The following is a 25103-nucleotide window of genomic DNA, read 5'->3' on the forward strand; positions in this document are numbered from 1 at the left end:
GCTGATAGCGTGGCAGTTCCGCGTGAGACGCTTTCAGTGTTATCAGGTTTTAGTCTCGGATTAGCTTTTTGAAAGGTTTTCGTTCATGCTCATCAACTATGTTCGCGCTGCCATGACGACCAAGCTGGCCCAGCTCAATGTCGACAAACGCGCTGTCACCGCCATTGAATACGGTCTGATTGCCGCGCTGATCGCGGTCGTGATCATCGCCGCCGTGTCCCAGCTGGGCACGAAGATCTCCGACACCTTCAATTCCGTGGCGTCCGAGCTCTAAGCTAAGCTCAGCCCCCACATCTGCGCTGCGGCCGATCGGGTTCCCGGTCGGCCGTTTTTTTGTGGTGTGACACACAGCTTAAAAGCCCTTGTAATTTTTCAATTTTGCACGGTAAAATCGGAGTCTGTACGGTGTAGGTTGTGTTGAAAATGTCACGCCGAGATCTTGCTTCGGTGGGTTTTTGTTAACCTTATCGCTTTTTTTAAGCAGACTCGGATAAAGGCCTATTTACGGGGCGTTAAAGGGCGGAGCTGATGACGATCCTGGGACGTAAATTCATGAGGCGGATATGATCACCGCCTTTTTCGGCTTGGGGCTTGCTCTGCTTGTCTATGCTGCGGCGCATGATGTCGCTGTGCGAACGGTGCCCAATTCCGTTTCAGCTTTGGTTCTTCTCACCGGTTTCGGGCTGCGGTTGCTTGAGCATGATCTGCTCCCCGCCTTGCTGGCCGCTTTGCTGGTGTTTATCGCCCTGTTCGGCATCTGGTCGCTGGGTTTGATGGGCGGCGGCGATGTGAAGCTCTGGGCCGCGACCACGCTGCTGGTGCCCCCGGGCTGGCCCTCGCAATTGATGTTTCTGGCCGATGTCATGCTGCTAGGCGGCGTTCTTGGGCTGCTTTACCTTTTATTATCCCTCGTCGTGGGAAAACCGGCCGCTTCACGCGAAGGCTCACGCCTGACGCGTGCCCTGCGCACGGAGCGGTGGCGAATCCGTCGCCGGGGCCCGCTTCCCTATGCCTGCGCCATTGCCGGTGGCGCTCTCGTGGCAATCCTGCCACGCTTTTTTGAAACATAAGGTGGCCAATGGTCTTTCGCCTCGGCATATTCGCTGTTCTGATCGCCGCGCTGGCCGCTGTCGTTATCTTTGGATATTCAATCCTCAACCAGGGCCATAAAGCCCCGGTCGCCGCGGCCCCGCCGCCGACCGAACAAGTGCTGGTGGCGGGGGGCCGCTCTCCGGCGGCGCGCTCATCCAGCCCGGCAACATTACCAGCAGCTCGATGCTGATCAGCGCCGTGCCGCCGGACGCGCTGATCGACACCCCCAGCAATCGCAGCTCCCTGACCGGCGCGATGGTGAAATCGCCGATCGCCCAGGGCGCGGTGATTCTGAACAGCGGGGTCATCCATCCTGGCGATCACGGCTTCCTGGCCGCGGTGCTCGCCCCCGGTATGCGGGCGGTGACGGTGGCGGTCGATAACGTCACCGGCGCTGACGGGCTGATCTGGCCGGGCGATAAGGTGGATGTGTTGCTGACCCAGAGCATTTCCGGCGCGCCGGATGGCAAAAGCATCGCCGCCGAGACGGTGCTGAGCAATGTCCGGGTGATCGCCACCGGTCAGGAACTGATCAAGAACGCCAGCAATGGCAGCGGCGGCCCGAATAATCAGCCGGCCTCGACGGTGACGCTCGAGGTCACGCCCGAGCAGGCGGCGCGCTGCCTGGTCGCGGTCAATCTCGGCAAATTGTCGTTGATCGTGCATTCCGCCGCGAACCCGACCAGCGCGTCGGCACCGCAACAGACGCCCGGCCCGGTCTGGGCCGGTCAGGTTTCGCCGGCTCTTTCCGCCGCGCAGCCGGCGCAACAGACCGTCACCACGGTCAATGTGATTTCTTCAGGCACGACAGGGGAGTTCAAGTTCTGATGCGCGGTCTGTTTACGGCGTCCGTGCTGGCGCTTTCCACCCTGGCGCCGGCCGCTCTGGCGCAAACCGCAACCGGTAGCGGCGCCGCGACGCAACAGGCGCAGGTTGTGCCGCCCGCTTATTATGGCGGCATTACGCTGGCGAAAGGCCAGGGCAAGCTGATCAAGCTGCCGCGCCCGGTCGCCAATCTGTTCGTCGCCGATGACAGTATCGCCTCGGTGCGCCCGGCCAGCCCCGGCTCGATGTTCGTGTTCGGCAAGACGGCGGGCGAGACCGATGTCGTCGCCACCGACGCCGCCGGGAATCGAATCGCGCAATATTCGGTCACGGTGAACCAGTCCGGCTATGCGGGCCAGCGCATCGAAACCCAGTCCCGGGTGGTGGCACCTGGCAGCGGCGTCACCGCCGAATCGGAGCAGGGCGGCATCGTCGTGCGCGGCACGGTGCAGAGCCCCGAGGATGCCGACAAGGTGATGAGCCAGGCCAAGCTGATTTCGCCGAGCGGCAAGGTCACCAACGACCTCACCGTGGCGCAGCCGATCCAGGTGGAGCTGAAAGTGCGTATCGCCCAGATGTCGCGGGAGGTGACGCGCGAGCTTGGCATCAACTGGAGCAATGTCGGCTCCTCGGCGATTTCAATCGGCAAATTCGCACTGACCGGCAGCACCGCCTCGACCGCCAGCTCGCTCGCCTCGACCACGGCGGGCGGTGTGGGCGTCACCTTCCCGGGTGGCACCTTCGAAGGCGTGATCGACGCGCTGGCCACGGATAATCTTGCCCATATTCTGGCCGAGCCGACTTTGACCACGCTCTCCGGCACCCAGGCGAATTTCCAGGTGGGCGGGCAGTTTCCGATTCCGGTCTCCTCCAGCGGCACTGGCGGCAGCTCGACGGTGACGGTCAGCTTCAAGAATTATGGTGTGTTGCTCTCCTTCATCCCGACGGTGTTTTCCGATGGGCGGATCGCCCTGCAGGTATCGCCGCAGATCAGCACCATCGACAGTTCCAATGCCTCCACGGTCAGCTCCGGCGGCAGCTCGGAGGTGTTCTCGGTGCCCTCGCTGACGGTGACCGCCGCGTCCTCCACCGTCGTGCTCGGTTCGGGCCAGGGTATGGCGATCGCGGGCTTGCTGGAAGATACCACCAATCAGGTCAGCAATGGTCTGCCCGGTCTCTCCGAGATCCCGATCCTGGGCGCCTTGTTCCGCGGCAATGCCTTCCAACGCGAGCAGCAGGAGCTGGTGATCACGGTGACACCTTATATCGTCAATCCGGTCAACAACCCCAACAGCATCGCTTCGCCGGACGATGGCTGGTCGCCGCCGAATGATCTGCAGCGCATTCTTTTGCTCCGCAATAATGGCACCGATCAGGCCAGCACCAGCATCCCCGGCAATGCCGGCTTCATGGTGCAATGATGGAGCGCCCCACCATGACCAAACCCGCCTCGCTGTTTTGTCTGTTGGCGCTGCTGGCGTTGGCCGGTTGCCAGGGGGCGTTCAACCCGTTCGACCGTCCCGGTAATTGGTCCATGACCGGCGCCTCCAATGAGGCGACGGCGCAGCAGGTGGCGAACAAGGCCGATCTGATCAGCGGCCATGGCGAGCCGGGCAGCAGCGGCATCCTCGCCGTCGGCGGCGTCCAGCGCGCGACCACGAATGGCACCGGCACCGGCATTCAGACGCCGGTGCAGGCGACCTCGCCGGCCACGTCGATCAGTAGCGGCGGCTAGGAGACGGGCATGCACAGGACGGAAGGGGCAGTGATATGAGCACCCAGGGCGCGATGGGCGGGCTCGCCGAGTCCGGCAGGATGAGCAACCGCACGGACCGGCTGACCGTTCTGGCCTTTATCGGCGACACTGTCAGCGAACAGGTTCTGCGCGATACGCTGATCACCGCGGCTGGCGGCGGCATGGATGTGCGCCGCGGCACGGTGCGCACCGCCATCGCCGCCATGTCCAAGCTGCCGACGCCGGAAGTGCTGATCGTCGACATCGCCGGTGAGGAGCAGCCGCTGCAGGCATTGGGCGAATTGTCCGATGTGGTGGAGCCGGGTGTGCGCGTGCTGGTGGTCGGCGATATTCAGGAGGTGGATTTCTACCGCCACATTACCCGCGGCATGGGGGTGATGGAATATCTGTTCAAGCCGATCACCCGCGAGGCCGTGGCCCGGCATTTCGCCCCGCTGATCACCCGCAAATCCATCGGCGACGACGCCACACGCGGCGGGCGCGTGGTGGCGGTGATGGGCGCGCGGGGCGGGGTCGGGGCGACCACCATTGCCGGCAATCTGGCTTGGTTGCTGGGCGTGGTGGAAAAACGCCATACCGTGTTCCTGGAATCCGATATCCATATGGGCTCCGGCGCGTTGCTGCTGGGCGCCAAAACCGGCCCTGGCCTGCGCATGGCGCTGGAAACGCCGGACCGCATCGATCCGCTGTTCGTCGAGCGCGCCGCCCAGCCAGTGGCGGAGCGCCTGCATGTGCTGGCTTCCGAGGAGAAGCTGGCGGAGCCGATGAATTACACCGCTGGCGCCGCCCGCCGGCTGATCGAGGCGCTGCGCATCCGCTATAATTTCATCTTCATGGATGTGCCTTTCCTGCCGATGGCCTGCAATCGCGAGCTGATCGAATTCGCGCATCACCGCGTCATCGTCATGGACCCGTCTCTGGCCTCGGTGCGCGATACGATCAGGCTGCTGGCGCTGCCCAACGGCCCCTGGCAGCCGCAAAGCCCGACCGTGGTCCTGAACCGGCTGGGCCGCCCGGGCGGGCTGTCGCGCAAGCAGATCGAGGAGGCGCTGGAGCTGAAAATCCACATCACCATTCCGGACATGCCCAAGCAGCTCAATGAAAGTGCCAGTTTCGGCGAGCCGGCGGTGACCAATAAGGGCCCGTTCCGCCAGGCGGTTCTGGATCTGGCCCGTGAAATCGGCTTCGTGGCCAATCGCGACGAGATCGAGGGCAGCTTGGCGTTGCCAGGCCGCGGCGGCGGCTTGTTCAAAATGCTCGGCTTCAGCAAGGGATAACCGGCAATGTCTGACAGCATGCCGGTATTTGGACGCCGCCGCCGGGAAGAGCTGGAAGCCGCGGCCGCCATGCCGGCCTTGGCCGCCGCGCCAGCCGCCGCACCCGCCCCAGAGGTCAGCCGGTTTCCGGCCGATACCAGCACCTCGGTGCGGGCCGAAATCGCCGAGCTGCGCAATATGTGCCTGGCGCGCATGGACGCCACCGCCGTCGCCGCCTTGCCGCCGGAACGGCTGCTGATCGAAGTCGAACGGCTGATCTCCGATCTCGCCACCGATAAGCGCGTGCAGCTGAATGCCCGCGAGCAGCGCGCCTTGGCGACCGAGCTGGTGGACGACATGCTCGGGCTGGGGCCCTTGGAGCCCTTGCTTCTGGATGAGAGCATCAATGACATCATGGTCAACGGCCCGGACCATGTGTTTGTCGAGCGTTCGGGTAAATTGCTGCAGGTGCCGGTGCGGTTTCGCGACTGGGCGCATCTGACCAATATCTGCCAGCGCATCGCCGCCTCGGTCGGCCGGCGTGTCGATGAAGCCAGCCCGATGTGCGATGCGCGCCTGAAGGATGGCTCGCGCGTGAATATCGTGCTGCCGCCGCTGGCGATCGACGGGCCATCGATCTCGATCCGTAAATTCTCCAAGAAGCCGATCGATTTCAAGAAACTGATCGAATTCGGCGCGATGACGGCGCCGATCGCCCGGGTTCTGGAAATCGCCGCGCGTTGCCGGCTCAACATCATCGTCTCCGGCGGTACCGGCTCGGGCAAGACGACGATGATGAACGCGCTGTCGCGCTTCATCGACGCCACCGAGCGTATCGTCACGGTCGAGGATGCGGCGGAGCTGCAGCTGCAGCAGCCGCATGTGGTGCGGCTGGAAACCCGCCCCGCCAGCCTGGAAGGCAAGGGCGAGGTGACAGCGCGCGATCTGGTCCGCAACGCGCTGCGTATGCGCCCTGACCGGATCATCATCGGCGAAACCCGTGGCGCCGAAGCCTTCGACATGCTGCAGGCGATGAACACCGGCCATGATGGCTCGATGTCCACCATCCACGCCAACAACACCCGTGACGCGCTCTCGCGTATCGAGAATATGGTGCAGATGTCCTCGATGGGTCTGACGCCGCGCGCCATCCGCCAGCAGGTCTGTGCCGCGGTCAATCTCATCATTCAGGTCGAACGCCAGCGCGATGGCGGAAGGCGTGTGGTGCAGGTGACCGAGATCGCCGGGATCGAGGGTGAAACCCAGCTGCTCAACGATATCTTCAAGCTGGAGATCACCGGCGAGACGCCGAATGGCCGGTTGATCGGGCGCTACGAGGTCAGCCGCATTCGCTCATCCTTCCAGGAACGCTTGCAATATTACGGGCTGGACCGGGCCTGGATGGCGGCGCTGGAGGAAAATTGATGCTGCATCAGCTGCTCATCCTGCTTGGGCTGGTCATCATCCTCGCGATCGCGACGGTGGCGGTCACGCTCAATCTGGTGGGGGCGCATGACCGCGAGGAGCGGCTGAAGCGCCGGCTCACGGCCGCCACCACCTCCACCGCCGCGCCGATCACCACGGTCGATGAAGAGCTGCGTCTGGTGCGCCAGGTTTCGCGCGCGGATCAGATCAAGGAAAAAGCCGCCGCGTTGATCGGCGTCGATCTGCAGCAGGCGGAAACCTATCCGATCAAATGGTGGCTGGTGCCGCCTCTGGCCGCGATTGTCACGCTGGTGATCATGTGGCTCGCCTCGCACCCTCTGGGCAAATATCCCAGCATCTGGCTGCTGGCGAAATATGTCGGCACGCCGGTGCTCTGGTATCTGATCGATCGTTTCATCTTCAATTGGCTGAAGAATCGCCGCAACGCCAAGCTGATCGAGCAATTTCCCGATGCGCTGAACATCATCGTGCGCTGCGTGCGCGTCGGTATCCCCATCGGCGAGGCGCTGCGCACGGTGGCGCAGGATTCGATGGAGCCGACCAAGCGCGAATTCACCATTTTGGCCGACAAGGTGAGCATCGGCATTCCGCTCGATGTTTCGTTGCGTGAGCTCTCCGAGCGGGTGAAGCTAACCGAGTATCAATTCTTCGCCACCGCCATCACCCTGCAGGCGCGTTCCGGTGGCGGCATCACCCAGACGCTGGAGACGCTGGCGGATGTGATCCGCAAGCGCGTGGCGCTGAAATCGCGCGGCTACGCGCTGACCGCCGAAGCCCGCATGGGCTCCATGGTGCTCACCGTGCTGCCCTTCCTGGCCGGTGCCGGGCTGTTCTGGCTGCAGCCCGCTTATATCCGCATTCTCTTCACCACCGATGGCGGCGAGGCCATTCTTGGCGCGGCGATCCTGCTGCTCGCCGCCGGCATGGGCGTCATTCAATTCATGATCAGCAATGTTCTCAAATAGCGCCATTCCCCCTGTTGTCCTGCTGGCCGGCATGGTGTTCGCTTTGCTGGTGCTGGCGGCTGGCGTTTTTTATCTGAACCATACCCTGACCCGCGCGCAGCGGCTCGGCAAGCGGATCGATCTCGCCATCCATGGCCGCAACGCCACGCTGCTGGAGGAAGCCAAGCCGGAAGGCTCGGCGCTGGTGCGTCTGGTCTCGGCCTTTGGTATGGCCGTTGCCCGGTCCGGCCTGCTGTCGCGCAAAACCCTCGCGGAGATGACCGCGACGCTGGAAGGGGCGGGGTTTCGCGGCGGGCGCGGCATCGGCCTGTTCGTCGGCGCCAAGGTGCTGGGCCTGTTTCTGCTGCCGCTGCTGCTCTATTTCGCTTTCCACAATATTTTCGTCTCCACCATCGGGCTGGTGCTGAAGGTCGGCGGCGGCGCGGTGGTCGGCATGTTGCTGCCGGATATGATGGCGAAGAATATCCGCACCCGGCATCTCGAACAGGTTGAACGCGGCGTGCCGGATGCGCTGGACATGCTGGTGATCTGCGCCGATGCCGGTCTGGCGCTGGAGGCCGGCATTGCCCGCGTCGCCCAGGAGATTTCGCAGCTCAACCCGGATCTGGCGCAGGAGCTGACCCAGACCTCGCGCGAATTGCAGATCGGCGCGGATATGCGCAGCGTGATGTTTTCGCTGGGCCAGCGCACCGGGCTGGAAGTGCTCAAGCGGCTCGCCACCACGCTGAGCCAGTCGCTGCAATATGGCACGCCCTTGACGGCGGCGCTGCGCACCCTCTCCGCCGAATTGCGCGCCGAGGCGCTGATCCGCTTCGAGGATCGGGCCGGCAAGCTGCCCACCTTGATGACGCTGCCGATGATCGTCTTCATCCTGCCCTGTGTGTTCCTGATCGTTGGCGGGCCGGCGGTGATCCAGGTCATGGCCGTGCTGGCCCATCACTGAACATGAAACCTTGTACCGAAGAAGAGACATGATGACCCCCTGCGCCTTCGCTCGATCAGGCTATCCCCTGCGCCGCCTGCTGCGTGGTTCCGCCGCGGCGGCGATGGTTCTCGGCCTTGCCGCGTGCAGCCAGCCAGGGTCTCAGGTGGCGGCGGACGCGCCCAGCGGGTCCGTCGGGCCGAACACGCTGAATGTCGCGGATGCGGCCATCGCCGGCGGCGATCCGAACATGGCGCTGTCGATCTCGCAATCGATCCTCAAGGACGATCCGGACAATGTCGACGCGCTGGTGCATGAGGGCGATGCCTATTACGCGCTGAATCGCTGCCTGCCGGCGCAGGCGGCCTATTCCGTCGCATTGAAATACGACGCCAAATCCAGCCCGGCGGAAACCGGCCTGGGGCGCTGCCTGCTGAAGAGCGATCCGGCGGCGGCCGAGCAGGCTTTCATCGCGGCGGTGAACGCCGATCCCGGCAATGCCGCGGCCTGGAGCGATCTCGGCATCGCGCGCGACCTGCAAGGCAATTTCGCCGGCGCGGTCGAGCCTTATCAGAAATCGCTGCTGGCCAATCCCGGCAGCATGGCAACGGAGGTCAATCTCGGCCTCTCCCTGGCGCTTTCCGGACATGGGCCGCAAGCTCTGGCCTATCTCGGCCCGCTGGCCAGCGGCCAGAGCGCCACGCCGAAAATCCGCGAGGATTACGCCGCGGCGCTGATCGCGGCGGGGCGGGATGAGGAGGCGCGGCAGGTGCTCGCGATCGATCTGCCCCCCGAACAGGTGCAGCAGGCGATGGATGGTTTCTCGGCGCTGATCGCCAGCTCGATCCAGACACCTCCGCCCCCGCCGCCGCCGGCACCGACCCAGCCGGTGGTGACGACAACCCAGGTGACAACCCAAACCACCACGCTCGCGCCAACGCCGCTCGTCCCGCCCGTGCCGGTGGCGCCCGTGCCGGCTCCAGCGCCGGTGCCGAAGCCGAGTGCGGCTATTCCCACCAGCGGCGACCCCAACGCCGCCTATTCCGGCCCATCGCCGATCCCAGGGGCGATATCCTCCTCGACACCCGGCCCGGTGGCGACACCGCCAATGCCGGCCGCAACCCCGGCCCCCACGCCGGTGGCGATGCGCTACACACCGCCCCCCGCCGGCCCGGCGCCGGTGCATACCAGCCCCGGTGGCCCGGCGGCGGTGCAGCTTGGCGCGCTGCCGAGCCAGGAGGCCGCGCAGCACCAATGGAACAAGGTGCGCGCCGCGGCACCCTCGCTGTTCGCCGGAAAATCGCCCGATATCGTCGAGGCGAATGTGAAGGGTGCCACCTATTACCGCCTGCGCGTCACCGGCTTTTCCAGCCAGCTCGATGCGGCGCGGTTCTGCGGCGAAGTTTCCTCCGCCGGCTATGCCTGCACGGTGGCGAATTTTTGAAAATGAATCGGTTATAAAAGTTTTTTGGTGCCGCTTTTTTGCAAAAAAGCGGCGTCAGGACAAAAGGCCGGACGCCCCCGCTGGGGGCGATCCGGCCTTTTGTCACCTAGAGCCTTCAGCTTTTAGCTGAATGCTCTAGCTTTCATTTTGGCGAGCAATTTCAAAAACTTTGGCGACCTCAGGCCAAATCCGACTACTTGCTGGTACCCGTTGTGCCCATGCCGGTGGTGGATTGGCTGCCGGTCATGCCGCTGGCGCCGGAGCCATTGGTGCCGCTCTTCATCGCGTTGGAGGATGAGCTGCCGCCAGCCGTCCCCATCGACATGCTGGAGCCGCCAGAGCCCATGCCCGCGGTGGATTGGCTGCCGACCATGTTGTTGGAGCCGGTGCCGGCGGTGCCGGCCTTCATGCCGCTGCCATTGCCGCCGGAGGGGGCCATGCCGGCTCCGGTGGTGCCCATCCCGGCGGTGGAATGGCTGCCGATGGTGTTGGTTGAGCCGGTGGTCGTGGTCTGTGCCAGGGCCGGGGTGACGGCGCCGATGGCCAGAAGACAAGTCGCGGTGGTGAAAAAGCGTTTCATGGCAAACTCCCGTTTTAATTGGCCGGGTCGTCCCGGCTCACAACCCGATGTGGGGGCGCGGCCGGGATGTTTGCATGAACGCGATCTGAACGATGAGACGGATTACCCCTCAGGCGGCAACGGCCCTGATGCGCGCCAGCGCCTCGGGCTTGCCGAGCGCGATCAGCGTCGCGTCGATCCCCGGGCTCATCGTGCTGCCGGTCAGCGCGGCGCGCAGCGGCTGCGCCACCTGGCCGAGCTTACGCCCCTCCGCCTCGGCAAAGGCGCGCAGGGCGGCATCGATCGCCTCGGCGGTGAAATCGGTGCCGTCCAGAATACCGGCCAGACGCGCCAGCATCTCGCGATTCTCCAAGGTCAGCAGCGCCTCGGCCTTCGGCTCGAAGGGCAGGGGGATCTCCCGGGCCAGGAATGCAGCGGAATTGCTCAGCTCCTCCAGCGTCTTGGCGCGCTCCTTTAAGCCCGGCATCAGCGCCAAAATACGCTGCATGGCGGCGGTGCCGACGGTGATGTCGGCCTTGGCCAGACGCTCCACCACATCGTCGCGCAGCCGCGCATCGTCGGCCTGGCGCAGCCACATGCCGTTCAGATGGGTGAGCTTGGCATAATCCATGCGGCTGGCCGCCCGGCCCACGCCGTCCAGCGTGAACAGGGCGATCTGCTCGTCGCGGCCCAGGAACTCGGCATCGCCATGGCCCCAGCCCAGACGCAGCAGATAGTTGCAGAGCGCCTCCGGCAGGAAGCCCTGCTCGCGGAATTCCAGAATGCTCACCGCGCCATGGCGCTTGGAGAGCTTGGCGCCGTCGGCGCCATGGATCAGCGGAATATGCGCGAATTCGGGCTTCTCCCAGCCCATCGCGTCATAGATCTGGATCTGGCGGAAGGTGTTGGTGAGATGGTCATCGCCGCGAATGACATGGGTGATCGCCATGTCATGGTCATCCACCACCACCGCATGCAGATAGGTCGGCGTGCCGTCCGAGCGCAGGATGATCATGTCATCCATCTCGGCATTCTTCACCCGCACCTCGCCCTGCACCAGATCATTCAGCACCACCTCGCCCTCGCGCGGGGCCTTCAGGCGGATGGCGGGCTTCACACCTGCCGGCGCCTCCGACGGGTCGCGGTCACGCCAACGGCCGTCGTAACGCGGCGGGCGCTTCTCGGCCATCGCCGTCTCGCGCATCTGCGCCAGCTCCTCAGGCGTGCAATAGCAGCGATAGGCCTTGCCCTGCGCCAGCAGTTCCATCGCGACTTCCACATGCCTTGCCTCGCGGCCGCTCTGGAACACCGGGGTTTCGTCGGCCTTCAGATCCAGCCAGTCCAGCCCGTCCAGGATCACCTGCACCGCTTCCTGGGTGGAGCGGGCTTTGTCCGTATCCTCGATGCGCAGCACGAACTCACCGCCATGATGCCTGGCGAAGAGATAGTTGAACAGGGCGGTGCGGGCGCCGCCAATATGCAGCAGGCCGGTGGGAGAGGGCGCGAAGCGGGTACGGACTTTCATGGGCTGGCTGTTACTCTTTTGCGCCGATTTGTGCCAGCCGGACGAAAAGGTTAATCATCCGGAACAATCGGAGGTGGTATTGGCCCGGGACTGGTTCGCGCGCTGGGTGGAGGCGGAGCGGGGGCATTTCATCCTGCTGCTGCCGGTCGCCATGGGGGCCGCCATCCTGGTCTATTTCGCGCTGCCTTCGGAGCCGCCGCTCTGGCTGGCGGCGGCCCTGCCCGTGGGCGCGCTGCTGGCGATGGCGGCGAGCTGGCGGTTTCCCTATGCGCGGTTTCTGGCCTGGCTGCTGCTGGCGGGGGCCATCGGCTTCGCCCGGGCCGAATATCGCAGCGCTACGATGCCGGCGATGCCGCCGATCCCGTCCGGCGTGGTCAGCGTCAGCGGCTTTGTCGCGCGGGTGGAGATGCTGCCCAACACCGCCCGGGTGGTGCTGCGCGCCCCGCGGATCGATCACGGCCCGACGCTGCGCCGGCTGGTCCGGCTGAAGCTGCGCCCGGGCGACGCGCCGCCCGCTCCTGGGGCGCTGGTGAAAGCCTATGCGCTGCTGTTCGGGCCTGATCCGCCGGCCTATCCGGGCGGCTGGCAGCAGGGGCGGGACGAATATTTCGCCAATCTCGCCGGCGTCGGCGTGGCGCTCACCCCGCTGAAGCAGCTGCGCCCGGCGCCGCCCAGCCATTGGCGCGATGCGCTGCAGGCGTTGCGGCTGGACATCGCCACGCAGATTTTGCGCGCGCTGCCGCTTTCCACCGGCGCCATCGCGGTGACGCTGCTGACCGGCGATGAGCAGATCATCCCACCCGTCGAGCGCCAGGGCTTCATCCTCTCCGGCCTCGCCCATATTCTCGCGGTGGCCGGGCTGCATGTCGGCATCGTCATGGGCATCGTGTTTGTGCTGGCGCGCTGGGCGCTCTCACGCAGCGCCTGGTTGGCCTTGCACTGGCCGGGCAAACCCATTGCCGCCGTGCTGGCGCTGGCGGGCGGGGCGGGGTACGCGCTGCTCACCGGAGCGCATCTGCCGATTTTGCGCAGCCTGGCGATGGCCAGCCTGGTGACGCTCGGCGTGCTGCTGGGGCGGCGCGCGGTCTCGCTGCGCGGGCTGGCACTGGCGGCGATGATCCTGCTGCTGGCAACCCCGGAGGCGATCCTCTCCGCCAGCTTTCAGATGAGCTTCTCCGCCGTCGCCGCCCTCATCGCCGGCTATGAAGCGGTGCACCCGATCTGGCGGCGCTTCCATGCCGGGCGCAGCATGCTGGGGGCGGGGCTGATGCATGTGGTCGAGCTGGCCTTCACCAGCCTGCTCGCTGGCGGCGCCTCGATGCCGTTTTCCGCCTATCAGTTCCAGCAGATCGAACCCTACTGGATCCCGGCCAATCTGGTGGCGGTGCCGCTCACCGCGCTCTGGATCATGCCCTGGGGCCTGGTCGGGCTGGCGCTGCTGAAGCTGCATCTGGCCTGGCTGGCCTTCAAGCCGATGGGCTGGGGCATTGCGATCATCGTCTGGATGACCGCCCATATCGCCACCTGGCCGGACGCGCTGCTGCCGGTGGCGCCGATGCCGGGTTGCGCCATCCTGCTGATCGCGGCCGGGCTGGCCTGGCTGTGCCTGTGGCGCTCGCCGGCGCGGCTGGCGGGGGCAGGGCTGATCGCGGCCGGGCTGGCGGCTTCGCTGCTGGCCCGCCCGCCGGATGTGCTGGTCTCCGCCGATGCCAGGCTGATCGCCATTCGCCAAAGCGGGCAGGTGCTGCTGGTGGAATTGCCCAAGGCCAGCAGCTTCACGCTTGAGCAATGGCGCGCGGTCTGGGGTGGGGAGACTATGGTGCCATCCACCTGCAGCGCCGCCACCTGCCGCATCGGCGCCGTGCTTTATGCGGGGGTGCCGGTAACCGACTGCCAGGGGGCGCGCCTGCTGGTTTCGCCGGTGCCGCAACCCGGCTGTGCCGGCGCGGTGATCCTGGATGCCAGCCGCGCCGCGCGGGATGGCGCGCTGGCCGCCTGGGTGACACCGGAACGGGTCCGTCTGGCGACAGACCGCGCCTTTGAGGGTGCGCGCCCCTGGGTGCCGAAGTCACCGCAACCATAGATTGTTTTCCTTAGCTGATTTCGTTAATGTATCGTTATGAGTGTCGCGCTCCCGCCTTTGGCTGTCGCCGCCCCGCCCTCGCTGGCCGACCAGCTGCAAGGGCTGGGGCGGCAATGGCGGATCCTGCTGCTCTCCACCCTGCTGGCCCCGGCGCTGGCCGGATTGCTGCTGAGCCTCAGCCCCTCGCATTATCAGGCCACCGGCATTCTGCTCTATGATCCCGAAGCGGCGAGCCTGCCCGGCGCGAACGCCGCCAGCGCCGCGACGGCGCTGAACCAGGATGCGGTGATGGCGAGCCAGAGCGCCATCGTGCTCGCTCTGCCGGCGGCGGCGGCGATCGCGACCCGGCTGCATCTGGACCAGCTGCCGGAATTCAACCCGGCTTTGCGCAAGCGCATCTTCCCGCTCTCGCTGCTGCGGCCCCCCGCCGCGCCGGATGCGGCGACGCTGGCGCAGACCGTGCAGAAACATCTCGCCGTTTCGGTGCAGCCGGGGGCGCGGGTGATCGCGGTCAGCTTCCTGGCCCGCAGCCCCGCACTGGCCGCCGCTGGGGCCAATCTGGCGATGCAGCTTTATCTGGACCAGGGGCGCGATGTCGCCTTCCAGGCCCTCAATGACGCGCAAAGCTGGCTGGAGGCGCATTCCGCCCAGGTGCAGCAGCAGCTGGACGAGACCGAGACGAAGCTGGCGAAAGCCAGGGCCGGGGCAGGGGTGGTGGCGGCGACGCAAGGCAGCACCTTGACCGGTGAGACGGCGAGCCGGCTCGCCGCCTCGCTGGTGGAAGCGCAGGCGGCGCTGGCGATGGCCCGCGCCCGGCTCGATGCCGCCACCGAGGCCGGGGGCGATGCCGCCGCCGCCAACGCCGCCGTGGCGCCCAACCTGCTGCCGTTGCGCACCCAGCAGGCGCAGCTGGCCTCTCAGGTAAAGTCGCTCGCCAGCGAATACGGGTCCGCTTATCCGGCGCTGGTGACGGCGCGCGCGCAATTATCCGCCGTCACCGCGCAGATCGATGCGGAGGCCGGGCGCGAGATGCAGGCGGCCCGCGCCGATGTCGCCGCCGACGAGGCCCAGGTGCGGACGCTGCAGGCGGCGCTCACCCATATCCGCATTGCCAGCCAGACCGAGGATGAGGAGAGTGCTCCGGTCCGCGCTCTGGAGCAGCGCGCCGAGGCCGGGCGGGACATGTTGCGGGCGATGACCCTGCAGGCCGGGCAGCTGGCGCAGGATGCCTCGCTGACCCGGCCGGATGCGCGCATCCTGTCCCTGGCGGCGGTGCCGGCGCGGCCGGAGTCCAAGCATTATGCCATGGTCCTTAGCGCCTCGACCGTGCTGGGGCTGTGCCTGGGGGTGCTGCTGGCGGGCTTGCGCGATACGCTGGATCGCTCGCTGCGCTCAGGCAATGCCGTGCGCGAGGCGCTGGGGGTGAGCTGCCACGGTCTGCTGCCGGTCGCCGCCGGGCCGGAGGAGCGCGCCATCACCGCGCCGCTCTCGCTCTATTGCGAGCAATTGCGCGGCATCCGCACCGGGCTGGGGCTGGGCGAGCCGGGGCGGCAGATTTTGGCGGTGACGGCGGCGCGCCCGGCGGAAGGCAAGACCACGCTGTGCGTCTCGCTGGCGCGGATGCTGGCCGCTTCCGGGCTGCGGGTGCTGGCCATTGACGGCGATGTGCGCTGCCCCAGCTTCGGGCGGGTCTTCGGCCTGGATGAGCGCCCCGGCCTGGCAGAGCTGCTCCGCGGCACGGCGCAACTGTCCGACGCGCTGAGCCGCGACAAGCTGACCAGCCTGAGCCTGCTCTGCGCCGGCGGCCAGCGGGCCAGCGCGCTGGAGCTGTTTCTCTCTCCTGCCTTGCCGGCCTTGCTGGCCGCCTTGCGGGAGCGCTACGACATCATCCTGCTCGACGTGCCCCCGGCCTTTGCCCTGGCGGAGGCGCGGGTGCTCTGCCGGATGGCGGATCTGACTCTGCTGTGCATCCGCTGGGGCAGCACCCCGCGCCGGCTGGCACGCGAGGCGCTGAATTTGCTGCGCGAGGCCGGGGCCGAGGTGGCCGGCGCCGCGCTCACCCGCGTCAACCCCACCGCCCATGCCCGCTCTTTCCATACCGATGCCGAATTCTACGCCCCACGCTATGGCGGGTATGTGACGAAATAGCCGGGCGAGGGGCCGGCCGGTAACCTGTTTAGCTGTGGTGCTCGTGGCCGTGGCGCATGCGCGGCTTCAGCGGCGGCCAGCCATGGTCCTGGATGAGCAGCCACGCTGCCCGGCATAAAATCGGCCCGAACAATCCCGCCGCCATCAGCGCCGGGGCGAAGAGCAGGAAATGTCGGCCGTTCCAGGAGCCCAGGCGCAGCATCATGCCCTTGGCGAGCCCGATGCAGATGGTATTGCCGAGATAGATGGCGAAGCTGGCGCGCCCGAGGGCGAGCAGCGCGGCGCGCGCCCTCTGCGCCCGCAAGGCCCGCATCGCGCCGTGCAGGGCCGGCATCGAGATCACGCCGAGCGGCAGCATGTAGAAAGGCTGCGGCCAGTCTTGCCCCCATAGCGCGACGATACTCAGCCCCGCCAGCAGGCAGAGCAAGGCCGGCCGCCAGAGGCGCGCGAGGCAGCGCTCCCAGCTCGCCTGGGCGAACCCCGCCAGCGCGCCCAGCAGAAAGAACGGCGCGTAGCCGGTCAGCCGGTCGGCATAGAGATAGCCCGGCACCGGCAGCCAATAGGCCAGCAGCGCCAGCGCCAGCAGGTTCGCCAGCCGCTCGATTTGCCCGTCCAGCGCCCAGCGCGTCGCCAGCACCAGCACGAACAGGACGAACAGATACCAGACGCTCAGCGCCGGGCTGGCTTCGGTATGCCAGAACAGCCCGACCAGCCCGGCTTCGAGGCTGGGCGGCGTATTGTCCACGGCGATGAAGCGCGCCGCCACCAGCTTGCCGGCGAGAATGAGCAGCCCGAGCGCGAAAAACGGCAGCAGCAAGCGTTGCGCGCGCCGCTTCAGCGCATCGCCAAAACCGGCCCGCCCGCGCCCCAGAAAGCCCGACGCCGCCGCCACGAAGCCGCTCAGATACAGGAAAAACGGCATATGAAACGCATAGATCGCGCGGCGCAGCGGCTCGTACCATTGCACCTGGGCGGGGTCCTGGCGCGCTACGATATGGCCGAACACCACCAGGATGATGGCGAGGCCCTTGGCCATGTCGATATCCTGGCGGCGTGCGGAAATCTGAAAGCGCATTTGTTTTGTTATTAACATTATTCCACTTAAAATGGTATCAGAAACCGTGTCGCGCGATCTCGCATCCTGGTTGTGCCTGATGCTGCTCTGCTGGCCCGCCGCTGCCGGCGCGCAGATGCTGGATGATCTGTTGCCCATCACCGTCCCCGGCTTTGCGCCCGACGCGCCCGCTCTCACGCCACCTCAGGCGCGAGCACTTGGCGCCACCGGCTGGCGGTTCGGCACGCTGAGCCTCAGCCCCGCATTGAGTGCCACTGGCGGGTATGACAGCGCGCCGAACGGCGCCGCCGGCTCGATGCTCGTGCAGCTTTCGCCCAGCCTGGCGGTGAGTGACCCGGTGGCGGGGTTCGGCGCCTACGCGCTGGTCAGCCCCAGCCTGTATCCGCAGGACCAGCCGCAATCCTCCACCATGGCGGCGCTGGCGGTGGGGCAGGGCTTCACCATGGCGCGCCAGAGCCTCACCCTGGCTGGCGGCTTTGTGCGGGGGGCAGAGACCGGCTTTGCCATCGGGGCTGGCAATCTCGCCCGCCCGCTGCCCTTCAACCTGTCGCAGGTCCGGCTGAGCGATAGGATTACGCAGGCCGCGCTGACCATCACCCCGGACCTCTCCGCCAGCCTGCTGCGCGTCCCGGCCTCGCCGGCGCAGGACCGCAGCGATCTGCGCCCGGCCTTGCGGCTTTCCTATGATGACGGCGCGCCGCTGAGCTATGTGCTGGCGCTGCGCGGGGATCTCTCGGATGGGCGGATCGTGGCGCAGGATGCCACCAACATCGCCCTCCTCGGCGGGGTGCGCGACCAGGCGAGCGGGCTCTGGTCGGTCTCGGTGCTGGCGGGCGGGGCCGGGCGGTTGCCGCGCCAGGGGCCCGCACTGCTCACCCCGGCGCTGGAAATCCGGCTGGATTGGGCGCCCGACCGGCTGGACGAGCTGCGGCTGAATCTGGTCCGCGAGCTGGACGATCCGGACCGCGTCAGCGCGCTCCCCTACACGCTCAGCGCCGCCAAATTCACCTTGCTGCGCGCCGGGCTGCAACAGCTCTCCTTCAAGGCGCAGGGGGAGGTCTCGCAGGCCGATTATCTGCATGGGGATCTGCGGGAAACCCTGGTCAATCTCGGCGCCACGGTCGCCTGGCACGTCAGCCCCTTCATCGCGCTGGAGCTGCGCTACGGCTTCAACGACCGGCAATCGCCCCAGCTTGGCGCCGCCAATGAGCATGTGATGACGATGGGGGTGAGCTGGACGCCATGAACCACTTCGGGCTGCGCTTTGCGACCTGGGATATGATGACGGTCCGCACGGCCATCTTGGAACAGGCGGACGCGGCGGCTTTCCGTTATATCGTCACCCCGAATGTCGATCATCTGGAACGGCTGCGCCGCCAGCCGGGGCTGCGGCCGCTCTACCGGGAGGCCTGGCTCTGCTTGTTTGATTCGCGCTGCCTCGCCCGGCTGCTCGGGCTGTTTGGCCGCGCCATGCCGCCCGTGGTCACCGGCGCGGATCTCACCGCGGATCTGCTGCCCCACTTGGCGGGGATGCGGGTTGCCGTGATCGGCATGGAGGAGGCTGGTTTCGCAGCGCTACGATTACGCTATCCGGCGATCCTGTTTCACCGCCACGCACCGCCGATGGGGCTGCTCACCAATCTCGCCGCGCAGGAGGATGTGCTGGATTTCCTGCGCCAGCTGCAACCCCGGATCAGTTTCTTCGCGGTCGGCTCGCCGGTGCAGGAAATCCTCGCCCACCGGCTCTGGCGCGAGGGGGGCGGCAGCGGGGTGGGGCTTTGCTTCGGCGCGGCGCTGGCTTTCGCCGCCGGCACGGCGCAACGCGCCCCGCCCTGGATGCGCCGGGCCGGGCTGGAATGGCTGCATCGTCTGGCGAAGGAACCGCGCCGGCTGTCCCGGCGCTATCTGCTGGATGGGCCGCGTCTGCTGCTGGCTTTGGCGCGGGCTGAATTTCGTCCTGGCCATCGGGCGCGAGAGGGCGGATAACAACGCATCCCTCAAGCCTCCAGCAGGAGTCCGGATTTGGAGTCACTTCCTCCCGAAAAGCGCCGGGGCGGCGAAGATTCGCTTTGGGCCGTGGTCGCCGTGATCGGCCGGGTGATCCGCATCGCCGAGATCTTTCCCAACCGGGCGCAGGCCTTGCGCGATCAGGCGTGGCGCGAAGCCCAGGTACGCGCTTATGCGAGCTTCCTTGAAAGAACCGACCAGCCGGCCCCACGTTACATGATAAGGCCGATCCGCCGCACGGATCTGCCCCGCCGGTGGAAGCCTCTGCCGGCCCTGGGATTTCTGCATGGGAACTGGTGATGGCCACAACACGGATTGAACATGACGCGCTGGGCGATGTGGCGGTGCAAGCCGATCGGCTCTGGGGCGCGCAGACCGAGCGCAGCCTGGAGAATTTCAAAATCGGCCGGTCGCGTTACGTGTGGGGGCGCGAGGTTATTCGCGGCTTTGGCATTCTGAAGAAAGCCTGCGCGCTGGCCAACCAGGCGCTGGGGCAGTTGCCGGAGGAGAAGGCGCAGCTGATCGTGCAGGCGGCGCAGGAGGTGATCGACGGCAAATGGGATGAGGAATTCCCGCTGGTCGTGTTCCAGACCGGCTCGGGCACCCAGAGCAACATGAATGCGAATGAGGTGATCTCCAACCGCGCCATCCAGATCGCCGGCGGCGTGGTTGGCAGCAAGAAGCCGATCCACCCGAATGACGATGTCAATCACAGCCAGTCTTCCAACGATACCTTCCCGACGGTGATGCATATCGCCGCCGTGGAGGCCACCAAGGCGCGGCTGCTGCCGGCCATCGCCCGGCTCTCGGACATTTTCCGCGCCAAGGCGCTGGAATATGGCGATGTGGTGATGACCGGGCGCACCCATCTGCAGGATGCGACCCCGGTGACGCTGGGCCAGGTGATCTCCGGCTGGCAGGCGCAGCTGGATCAGGCGGCGGAGGGGATCGATCTCTCCCTGGCCGGGCTCTATGAGCTGGCGGTGGGCGGCACCGCGGTGGGCACCGGGCTCAACGCGCATCCGAATTTCGGCGCCACCGCGGCGGCGTTCATCGCCGAGGAAACCGGCTACCCGTTCATCACCGCGCCCAACAAATTCGCGGCCCTTTCGGCGCATGACGCGCTGGTGGCGGCTTCCGGCGCGGTGCGGGTGCTGGCGGGGGCGGCGATGAAGATTGCCAATGATGTGCGCTGGTATGCCTCCGGCCCGCGCACCGGCATCGGCGAGCTGCTGATCCCGGAAAACGAACCCGGCTCCTCGATCATGCCCGGCAAGATCAACCCGACCCAATGCGAGGCGCTGACCATGGTCGCGGTGCAGGTGTTCGGCAATGACCATGCCGTGGCCTTTGGCGGCTCGCAGGGGAATTTCCAGCTCAATGTCTATAAGCCGGTGATGCTGAGCAATTATCTCGACAGCGTGAATTTGCTGGCCGACGCGCTGGAAAGCTTTTGCAACCATTGCGCCGAAGGCATTGCGCCGGCACGCGAGAAGATCGCGGAAAATCTCGCTGCCAACCTGATGCTGGTGACGGCCTTGAACCCGCATATCGGCTACTCCAAATCGGCCGAGATCGCGCTGAAGGCGCATCGGGAGGGGCTGACGCTGCGTGAGGCCGCCCTGGCCAGCGGGGCGCTGAGCGGTGATGAGTTCGATGAATGGGTGAAACCCCAGGCTATGACGGCGCCGCTGACCGTCTGAGCGCGAATTTTGCGGCGCGCGGGCGAGATGTGCTAGCAATCTTGCCCTGACCAATCGAGGATGTTTGCTTATGGATGGCGGTGCAGATTCACGCCGGATCACGATCTACAAACCGGAGGATTTCGCGCCGATGCGCGCGGCGGGCAAGCTCGCCGCCGAGACGCTGGATATGATCACCGAACATGTCGCGCCGGGTGTCACCACCGAGCATCTGAACACGCTGTGCCATGAGTTCATCCTCGCCCATAATGCGGTGCCGGCGCCGTTGAATTATCGCGGCTATCCGAAATCCATCTGCACCTCGATCAATCATGTCGTCTGCCACGGCATTCCGGGGGACCGGAAGCTGCTGGACGGGGATGTGCTGAATATCGACGTGACGGTGATCCTGGATGGCTGGTACGGCGATTCCAGCCGGATGTACGTGGCCGGCAACGCCAATACCCGCGCCAAACGCTTGATCGACGTGACCTATGAGGCGCTGATGCGCGGCATCGCGGCGGTGAAGCCCGGCGCGACCTTTGGCGATATCGGCTATGTGATCCAGCAATATGTCGAGGCGCAGCGTTTCTCGGTGGTGCGGGATTTCTGCGGCCATGGCATCGGCCAGCGCTTCCATGAGCCGCCCAACGTGCTGCATTTTGGTAAGCGCGGGGAAGGGGCGGTGCTGAAGCCGGGGATGTTCTTCACCATCGAGCCGATGGTGAATATCGGCCGCCCGGATGTGAAGATCCTCGACGATGGCTGGACGGCGGTGACGCGCGACCGCTCGCTTTCGGCGCAGTTCGAACACATGATCGGCGTCACTGAGACCGGCGCTGAAATTTTTACGGTCTCTCCGAAAGGCTACACCCGCCCGCCTTACGAGGCGTAAGGGCGTAAAAGTTTTTGGGGGGCGGAAGCGGTCAGGGTTCCGCCGCCGCGTAGAGCGATATGTGTTTAGGTTGACGCGGCAGCGGCAACTTAAACACATCAAATTGCTCGCCAAAACGAAAGCTAGAGCATTCAGCTAAAAGCTGAAGGCTCTAGCGGCGGTGGAAAGCTGTTGGAGGGGTGGGGGTGTTTTTTCAAAAACCCCCCCACTTCTTTACCCCCTAACCATTCGGATCGATCCAGCCGACATGGCCATCCCCGCGTCGATACACGACGTTGAGCCCGCCGGTCTTGGAATTGCGGAACATCATCACCGGCTGAAAGGCCAGATCCATCTTCATCACCGCATCGCGCACGGTCAGGGTTTCGATCGCGGTGGTGTCCTCGGCGATGACGGTGGCGTGCAGTTCCATCGGCACCGCATCATGGCCATTGGCATGGCCGTTGGTGGGCGCCTCATGCTCCTCCTCATCGTCCGGCTCATGCGCCAGCACATAGGCGCGGGCCATTTCCGGCTTGATCTTGCCGAGATCGCGCTGATGCGCGGAGACCCGGCGCCGGTAGCGGCGCAGCCGTTTGGCGATATGCTCGGCCGCGTCCTCAAACGCGGCGCGCGCATCCGCCGCCTCGCCCTCGCCGCGCACCGTGATGCCGCGGCCGGCATGGAGGTTGATGTCGCAGGTAAAGAAGCTCCGGGCCTTGCTGAAGGTCACCTGCGCTTCGAGCGCGTGATCGAAATATTTGGCGGTAATCGTGCCGAGTTGCTTGTCCACATGCACACGCAAAGCGTCGGACAGTTCAACTTGCTTGCCAGAGACCGTTAACTGCATGGTCTTCTCCCGAACACAAACCGGCTCTGATTTCAGGCTGCCTGGCGCCACTCTTTCGCGCCAGGACTAGGCGGGCATTTTCTCCCGCTTACGCTGCGCCGAGCCGGGAATACGCAGCGCTTCCCTGTATTTGGCCACGGTCCTCCGTGCTATGTCTATGCCTTCTTTCTGTAATATTGATGCGACGGCGTCATCCGACAAAATATTTTTCGGACTCTCCTGGCCGATGATCTGCGCAACACGATAACGAACGGTTTCCGCCGAGTGGGTTTCTCCATTCGCGCCGGCCAAAGCGGTGGTGAAAAAGAATTTCAGCTCGAAAATCCCGCGCGGGGTGGCGATGGATTTGTTGGAGGTGACGCGCGAGACGGTGCTCTCATGCAGCCCCAGCTCCAGCGCGATATCGCGCAGGGTCAAGGGGCGCAGATGCGAGATGCCGTGATGGAAAAACCCATCCTGCCGGCGCACGATCTCGGCGGCGACGCGCAGGATGGTCTGGGCGCGGGATTCCAGCGCCTTCACCAGCCAGGTCGCCCCTTGCAGCTGCTCGGAGAGGAAGCTCTTGGTCTCCTTGTTGGCGCAGGCCAGGATGCGGGCATGAAAGCCCCGGCGGATGAGCAGGCGCGGCATCGTCTCCGGGTTGATTTCCAGCAGCCAGTCGCTGCCATCCTCGCCCTGCACCGGGGCGGGGCGCATCAGCACGTCGGGGATCAGCGGGCGCAGCGGCTCGGACTCAAAGCGCGCGCCGGGTTTCGGGTCGAGGCGCTTCAGCTCGGCCACCATATCGGCGAGATCCGCCGCATCCACCCCGCACAGCTCCTGCAGCGCGCGCATCTCGCGCTTTGCCAGCAGCGGCAGATGATCGAGCAGCGCCTGCATCGCCGGGTCCAGCCGGTTCAGCTCGGCCAGCTGCGCCGCGAGACATTCCGCCAGGCTGGTGGCGAACACGCCGACCGGGTCGAAATACATCATCACGGCGCGCACCGCTTCGAAACAGGACAGCTCCACCCCCAGCGCGCCGGCCAAAGCCTCCGGCGTGTCGCCCAGCCGGCCGGCGGGATCGAGGGTCGCGATCATCATGCTGGCGATCAGCCGCTCCTCGCGGCGGGCAAAGGCCAGGCGCGCCTGCTGCTCGAGATGTTCGCGCAGGCAAGGGCGCTGCGCCCCCAACGCGTCCACGGCATTCCAGTCCTCATCCGCGTCGCCGCCAAGGCCGCCGGTGCTGTAGCCATCGGCATTGGTGCCTGCGTCATAGACATTGCTGCTATCCATATCCAGCGGCGCCGCGCCCGCTTCAGGCAGCATTCCGGACAGTGTCAGACTCGCTGTATCCTCCGGCAGATCGGCCGTTTGCGCTGCGGTGGGGGGCTCCAAGGCGGTGACCGTCTCGTCGCCATCATCTTGCTCAAGTAGCGGATTTTTAAGGAGTTCTTCCTCGATATAGGCGCTGACCTCGAGGTTGGTGAATTGCAGCAGCTGGATCGCCTGGCGCAATTGCGGGGTCATCACCAGCGACTGAGACTGGCGCAAATCCAACCGCGGCGCGAAGGACGGAGCAAAAGCCATGCCAGAAACCTAGCGCGGTTTTCATCTTTGTCAAAGGGCGTTTGGCGCGAAACCTGCATGGTGCCGCGCAGCATTGCGGCGGCGAATTTCGGACATGAAAAAAGGGGGCATCCGCCCCCTTCGATTCATGCGCGGCGATCGCGTTTAGAGCAATATGTGTGTAGGTTGACGCGCCAGCGTCAAAATAAACACATGAAATTGCTCGTTAAAACAAAATTTAGAGCATCAAGCTAAAAGCTTGATGCTCTAAAGGCTGAATTTCTCGCCGAGATAGACCCGCCGCACATCCTCATGCGCCACCACCTGGTCGGGCGTGCCTTCCATCAGCACCTGGCCGTCATAGAGAATATAAGCGCGGTCGATGATCTCCAGCGTCTCGCGGACATTATGGTCGGTGATCAGCACGCCAAGCCCGCGATGCTTCAGATGCGCGACCAGATCGCGGATCTCGCCCACCGCGATCGGGTCGATGCCGGCCAGCGGCTCATCGAGCAGGATATAGCTGGGGCCGGTGGCCAGCGCGCGGGCGATTTCCACGCGCCGGCGCTCACCGCCGGAGAGGGCCAGCGCCGGGGTGCGGCGCAGATGCGAGATAGAGAACTCCGCCAGCAGCTCGGTCAGCATCTCCTCGCGCTTGTCGGCATCCTGCTCGACCATGTCGAGGGCGGCCATGATGTTCTGCTCGACATTCAGCCCGCGAAACACGCTGGCCTCCTGCGGCAGATAGCCGATGCCCAGGCGCGCGCGCCGATACATCGGCAAGCCGCCAATCTCGGCCCCATCCAGCGAGATGGTGCCGCTATCCGGGCCGATCAGCCCGACGATCATGTAGAAAGTGGTGGTCTTGCCGGCGCCGTTGGGGCCGAGCAGCCCCACCGCCTCACCGCGTTTCACCGACAGCGAGACATTGCGCACCACCGGGCGTTTCTTGAAGCGCTTGCCGAGGCCCTGCGCCACCAGCCCGGTTTGCTCGCCCAGCGGGCCGGTTTGGCTCATCAAGGCCGTGTCGATCGTCATGCTCATTGGGT

At 65.7% G+C, this 25103-nt stretch carries 22 protein-coding genes and 1 pseudogene; 17 read left to right on the top strand and 6 right to left on the bottom strand.

Going from position 1 to position 25103, the window contains the following annotated elements; all coding sequences use genetic code 11:
• Positions 1 to 85 precede the first annotated feature (85 nt).
• The 10 genes and pseudogenes from ACZ46S_RS02495 (at position 86) to ACZ46S_RS02540 (ending at position 9706) form a co-directional block, all read left to right on the top strand.
• A complete protein-coding gene (locus ACZ46S_RS02495; protein WP_464063240.1) occupies positions 86 to 274 on the top strand; it encodes a Flp family type IVb pilin in 189 nt (62 codons plus the stop codon).
• 289 nt (positions 275 to 563) lie between these two features.
• Positions 564 to 1070, top strand: a complete 507-nt coding sequence (locus ACZ46S_RS02500) for a prepilin peptidase (RefSeq protein ID WP_464063241.1) — start codon at positions 564 to 566, stop codon at positions 1068 to 1070.
• Between the two features lie 169 nt (positions 1071 to 1239).
• A pseudogene (cpaB, locus tag ACZ46S_RS02505) lies at positions 1240 to 1920 on the top strand (Flp pilus assembly protein CpaB); the annotation flags it as partial.
• Positions 1920 to 3338 carry a type II and III secretion system protein family protein gene (locus ACZ46S_RS02510; RefSeq protein ID WP_464063242.1) on the top strand — a complete coding sequence of 473 codons (1419 nt, stop codon included), beginning with the start codon at positions 1920 to 1922 and terminating at the stop codon, positions 3336 to 3338. The pseudogene cpaB and the gene ACZ46S_RS02510, both read left to right, overlap by 1 nt.
• A gap of 14 nt (positions 3339 to 3352) precedes the next feature.
• Positions 3353 to 3652, top strand: coding sequence for a hypothetical protein (locus ACZ46S_RS02515; protein ID WP_464063243.1), 300 nt, complete (start codon positions 3353 to 3355; stop codon positions 3650 to 3652).
• A 35-nt stretch (positions 3653 to 3687) separates the two neighbouring features.
• Positions 3688 to 4950, top strand: a complete 1263-nt coding sequence (locus ACZ46S_RS02520; RefSeq protein ID WP_464063244.1) for an AAA family ATPase — start codon at positions 3688 to 3690, stop codon at positions 4948 to 4950.
• A gap of 6 nt (positions 4951 to 4956) precedes the next feature.
• Positions 4957 to 6354 carry a CpaF family protein gene (locus ACZ46S_RS02525; RefSeq protein WP_295740787.1) on the top strand — a complete coding sequence of 466 codons (1398 nt, stop codon included), beginning with the start codon at positions 4957 to 4959 and terminating at the stop codon, positions 6352 to 6354.
• Positions 6354 to 7340, top strand: a complete 987-nt coding sequence (locus tag ACZ46S_RS02530; RefSeq protein WP_464063245.1) for a type II secretion system F family protein — start codon at positions 6354 to 6356, stop codon at positions 7338 to 7340. The genes ACZ46S_RS02525 and ACZ46S_RS02530 overlap by 1 nt, the downstream gene beginning before the upstream one ends.
• Positions 7327 to 8283, top strand: a complete 957-nt coding sequence (locus tag ACZ46S_RS02535; RefSeq protein ID WP_295740790.1) for a type II secretion system F family protein — start codon at positions 7327 to 7329, stop codon at positions 8281 to 8283. Before ACZ46S_RS02530 ends, ACZ46S_RS02535 begins: the two co-directional genes overlap by 14 nt.
• 28 nt (positions 8284 to 8311) lie before the next feature.
• Positions 8312 to 9706 carry an SPOR domain-containing protein gene (locus ACZ46S_RS02540; RefSeq protein WP_464063246.1) on the top strand — a complete coding sequence of 465 codons (1395 nt, stop codon included), beginning with the start codon at positions 8312 to 8314 and terminating at the stop codon, positions 9704 to 9706.
• Between the two features lie 193 nt (positions 9707 to 9899).
• Here ACZ46S_RS02540 and ACZ46S_RS02545 read toward each other — a convergent pair whose 3' ends face one another.
• Both ACZ46S_RS02545 and gltX read right to left on the bottom strand, forming a co-directional pair.
• Positions 9900 to 10286, bottom strand: a complete 387-nt coding sequence (locus ACZ46S_RS02545; protein WP_464063247.1) for a hypothetical protein — start codon at positions 10284 to 10286, stop codon at positions 9900 to 9902.
• A 109-nt stretch (positions 10287 to 10395) separates the two neighbouring features.
• Positions 10396 to 11790 carry a glutamate--tRNA ligase gene (gltX, locus tag ACZ46S_RS02550; RefSeq protein ID WP_464063248.1) on the bottom strand — a complete coding sequence of 465 codons (1395 nt, stop codon included), beginning with the start codon at positions 11788 to 11790 and terminating at the stop codon, positions 10396 to 10398.
• Positions 11791 to 11869: 79 nt separating this feature from the next.
• Between gltX and ACZ46S_RS02555 the strand changes: the two genes are divergently transcribed.
• Both ACZ46S_RS02555 and ACZ46S_RS02560 read left to right on the top strand, forming a co-directional pair.
• Positions 11870 to 13873, top strand: coding sequence for a ComEC/Rec2 family competence protein (locus ACZ46S_RS02555; RefSeq protein WP_464063249.1), 2004 nt, complete (start codon positions 11870 to 11872; stop codon positions 13871 to 13873).
• A gap of 36 nt (positions 13874 to 13909) precedes the next feature.
• Positions 13910 to 16021: a polysaccharide biosynthesis tyrosine autokinase gene (locus ACZ46S_RS02560; protein WP_464063250.1), complete on the top strand. Its 2112-nt coding sequence runs from the start codon at positions 13910 to 13912 to the stop codon at positions 16019 to 16021.
• Positions 16022 to 16049: 28 nt separating this feature from the next.
• Here the strand turns inward: ACZ46S_RS02560 and ACZ46S_RS02565 are convergent, their stop codons facing one another.
• Complete coding sequence (locus ACZ46S_RS02565) at positions 16050 to 17096, bottom strand: acyltransferase family protein (RefSeq protein ID WP_464063251.1); 1047 nt, start codon at positions 17094 to 17096, stop codon at positions 16050 to 16052.
• Between the two features lie 46 nt (positions 17097 to 17142).
• On the opposite strand from ACZ46S_RS02565, the gene ACZ46S_RS02570 reads away from it, so the two are divergent.
• From ACZ46S_RS02570 to map, 5 genes are all read left to right on the top strand, one after another.
• Positions 17143 to 18342 carry a hypothetical protein gene (locus tag ACZ46S_RS02570; RefSeq protein WP_464063252.1) on the top strand — a complete coding sequence of 400 codons (1200 nt, stop codon included), beginning with the start codon at positions 17143 to 17145 and terminating at the stop codon, positions 18340 to 18342.
• Positions 18339 to 19082, top strand: a complete 744-nt coding sequence (locus ACZ46S_RS02575) for a WecB/TagA/CpsF family glycosyltransferase (protein WP_464063253.1) — start codon at positions 18339 to 18341, stop codon at positions 19080 to 19082. The genes ACZ46S_RS02570 and ACZ46S_RS02575 overlap by 4 nt, the downstream gene beginning before the upstream one ends.
• A 36-nt stretch (positions 19083 to 19118) precedes the next feature.
• Entirely contained in the window at positions 19119 to 19403 is a 285-nt protein-coding gene (locus ACZ46S_RS02580) for a hypothetical protein (RefSeq protein WP_051060181.1), read from the top strand.
• Positions 19403 to 20806, top strand: a complete 1404-nt coding sequence (fumC, locus tag ACZ46S_RS02585; protein WP_464063254.1) for a class II fumarate hydratase — start codon at positions 19403 to 19405, stop codon at positions 20804 to 20806. Before ACZ46S_RS02580 ends, fumC begins: the two co-directional genes overlap by 1 nt.
• Positions 20807 to 20876: 70 nt before the next feature.
• Complete coding sequence (map, locus tag ACZ46S_RS02590) at positions 20877 to 21680, top strand: type I methionyl aminopeptidase (RefSeq protein ID WP_008492878.1); 804 nt, start codon at positions 20877 to 20879, stop codon at positions 21678 to 21680.
• Positions 21681 to 21900: 220 nt separating this feature from the next.
• On the opposite strand, the gene hpf is transcribed toward map, so the two are convergent.
• The 3 genes from hpf to lptB all read right to left on the bottom strand — a co-directional run bounded on the left by hpf (position 21901) and on the right by lptB (position 25098).
• On the bottom strand, positions 21901 to 22509 hold the full coding sequence (hpf, locus tag ACZ46S_RS02595; protein ID WP_295745110.1) for a ribosome hibernation-promoting factor, HPF/YfiA family: 609 nt from the start codon (positions 22507 to 22509) through the stop codon (positions 21901 to 21903).
• A gap of 66 nt (positions 22510 to 22575) precedes the next feature.
• Positions 22576 to 24075 carry an RNA polymerase factor sigma-54 gene (gene rpoN / locus ACZ46S_RS02600; protein WP_464063255.1) on the bottom strand — a complete coding sequence of 500 codons (1500 nt, stop codon included), beginning with the start codon at positions 24073 to 24075 and terminating at the stop codon, positions 22576 to 22578.
• Positions 24076 to 24321: 246 nt separating this feature from the next.
• Positions 24322 to 25098: an LPS export ABC transporter ATP-binding protein gene (lptB, locus tag ACZ46S_RS02605; RefSeq protein ID WP_008492881.1), complete on the bottom strand. Its 777-nt coding sequence runs from the start codon at positions 25096 to 25098 to the stop codon at positions 24322 to 24324.
• Positions 25099 to 25103 lie beyond the last annotated feature (5 nt).

It is taken from the genome of Acidocella aluminiidurans, assembly GCF_055383125.1.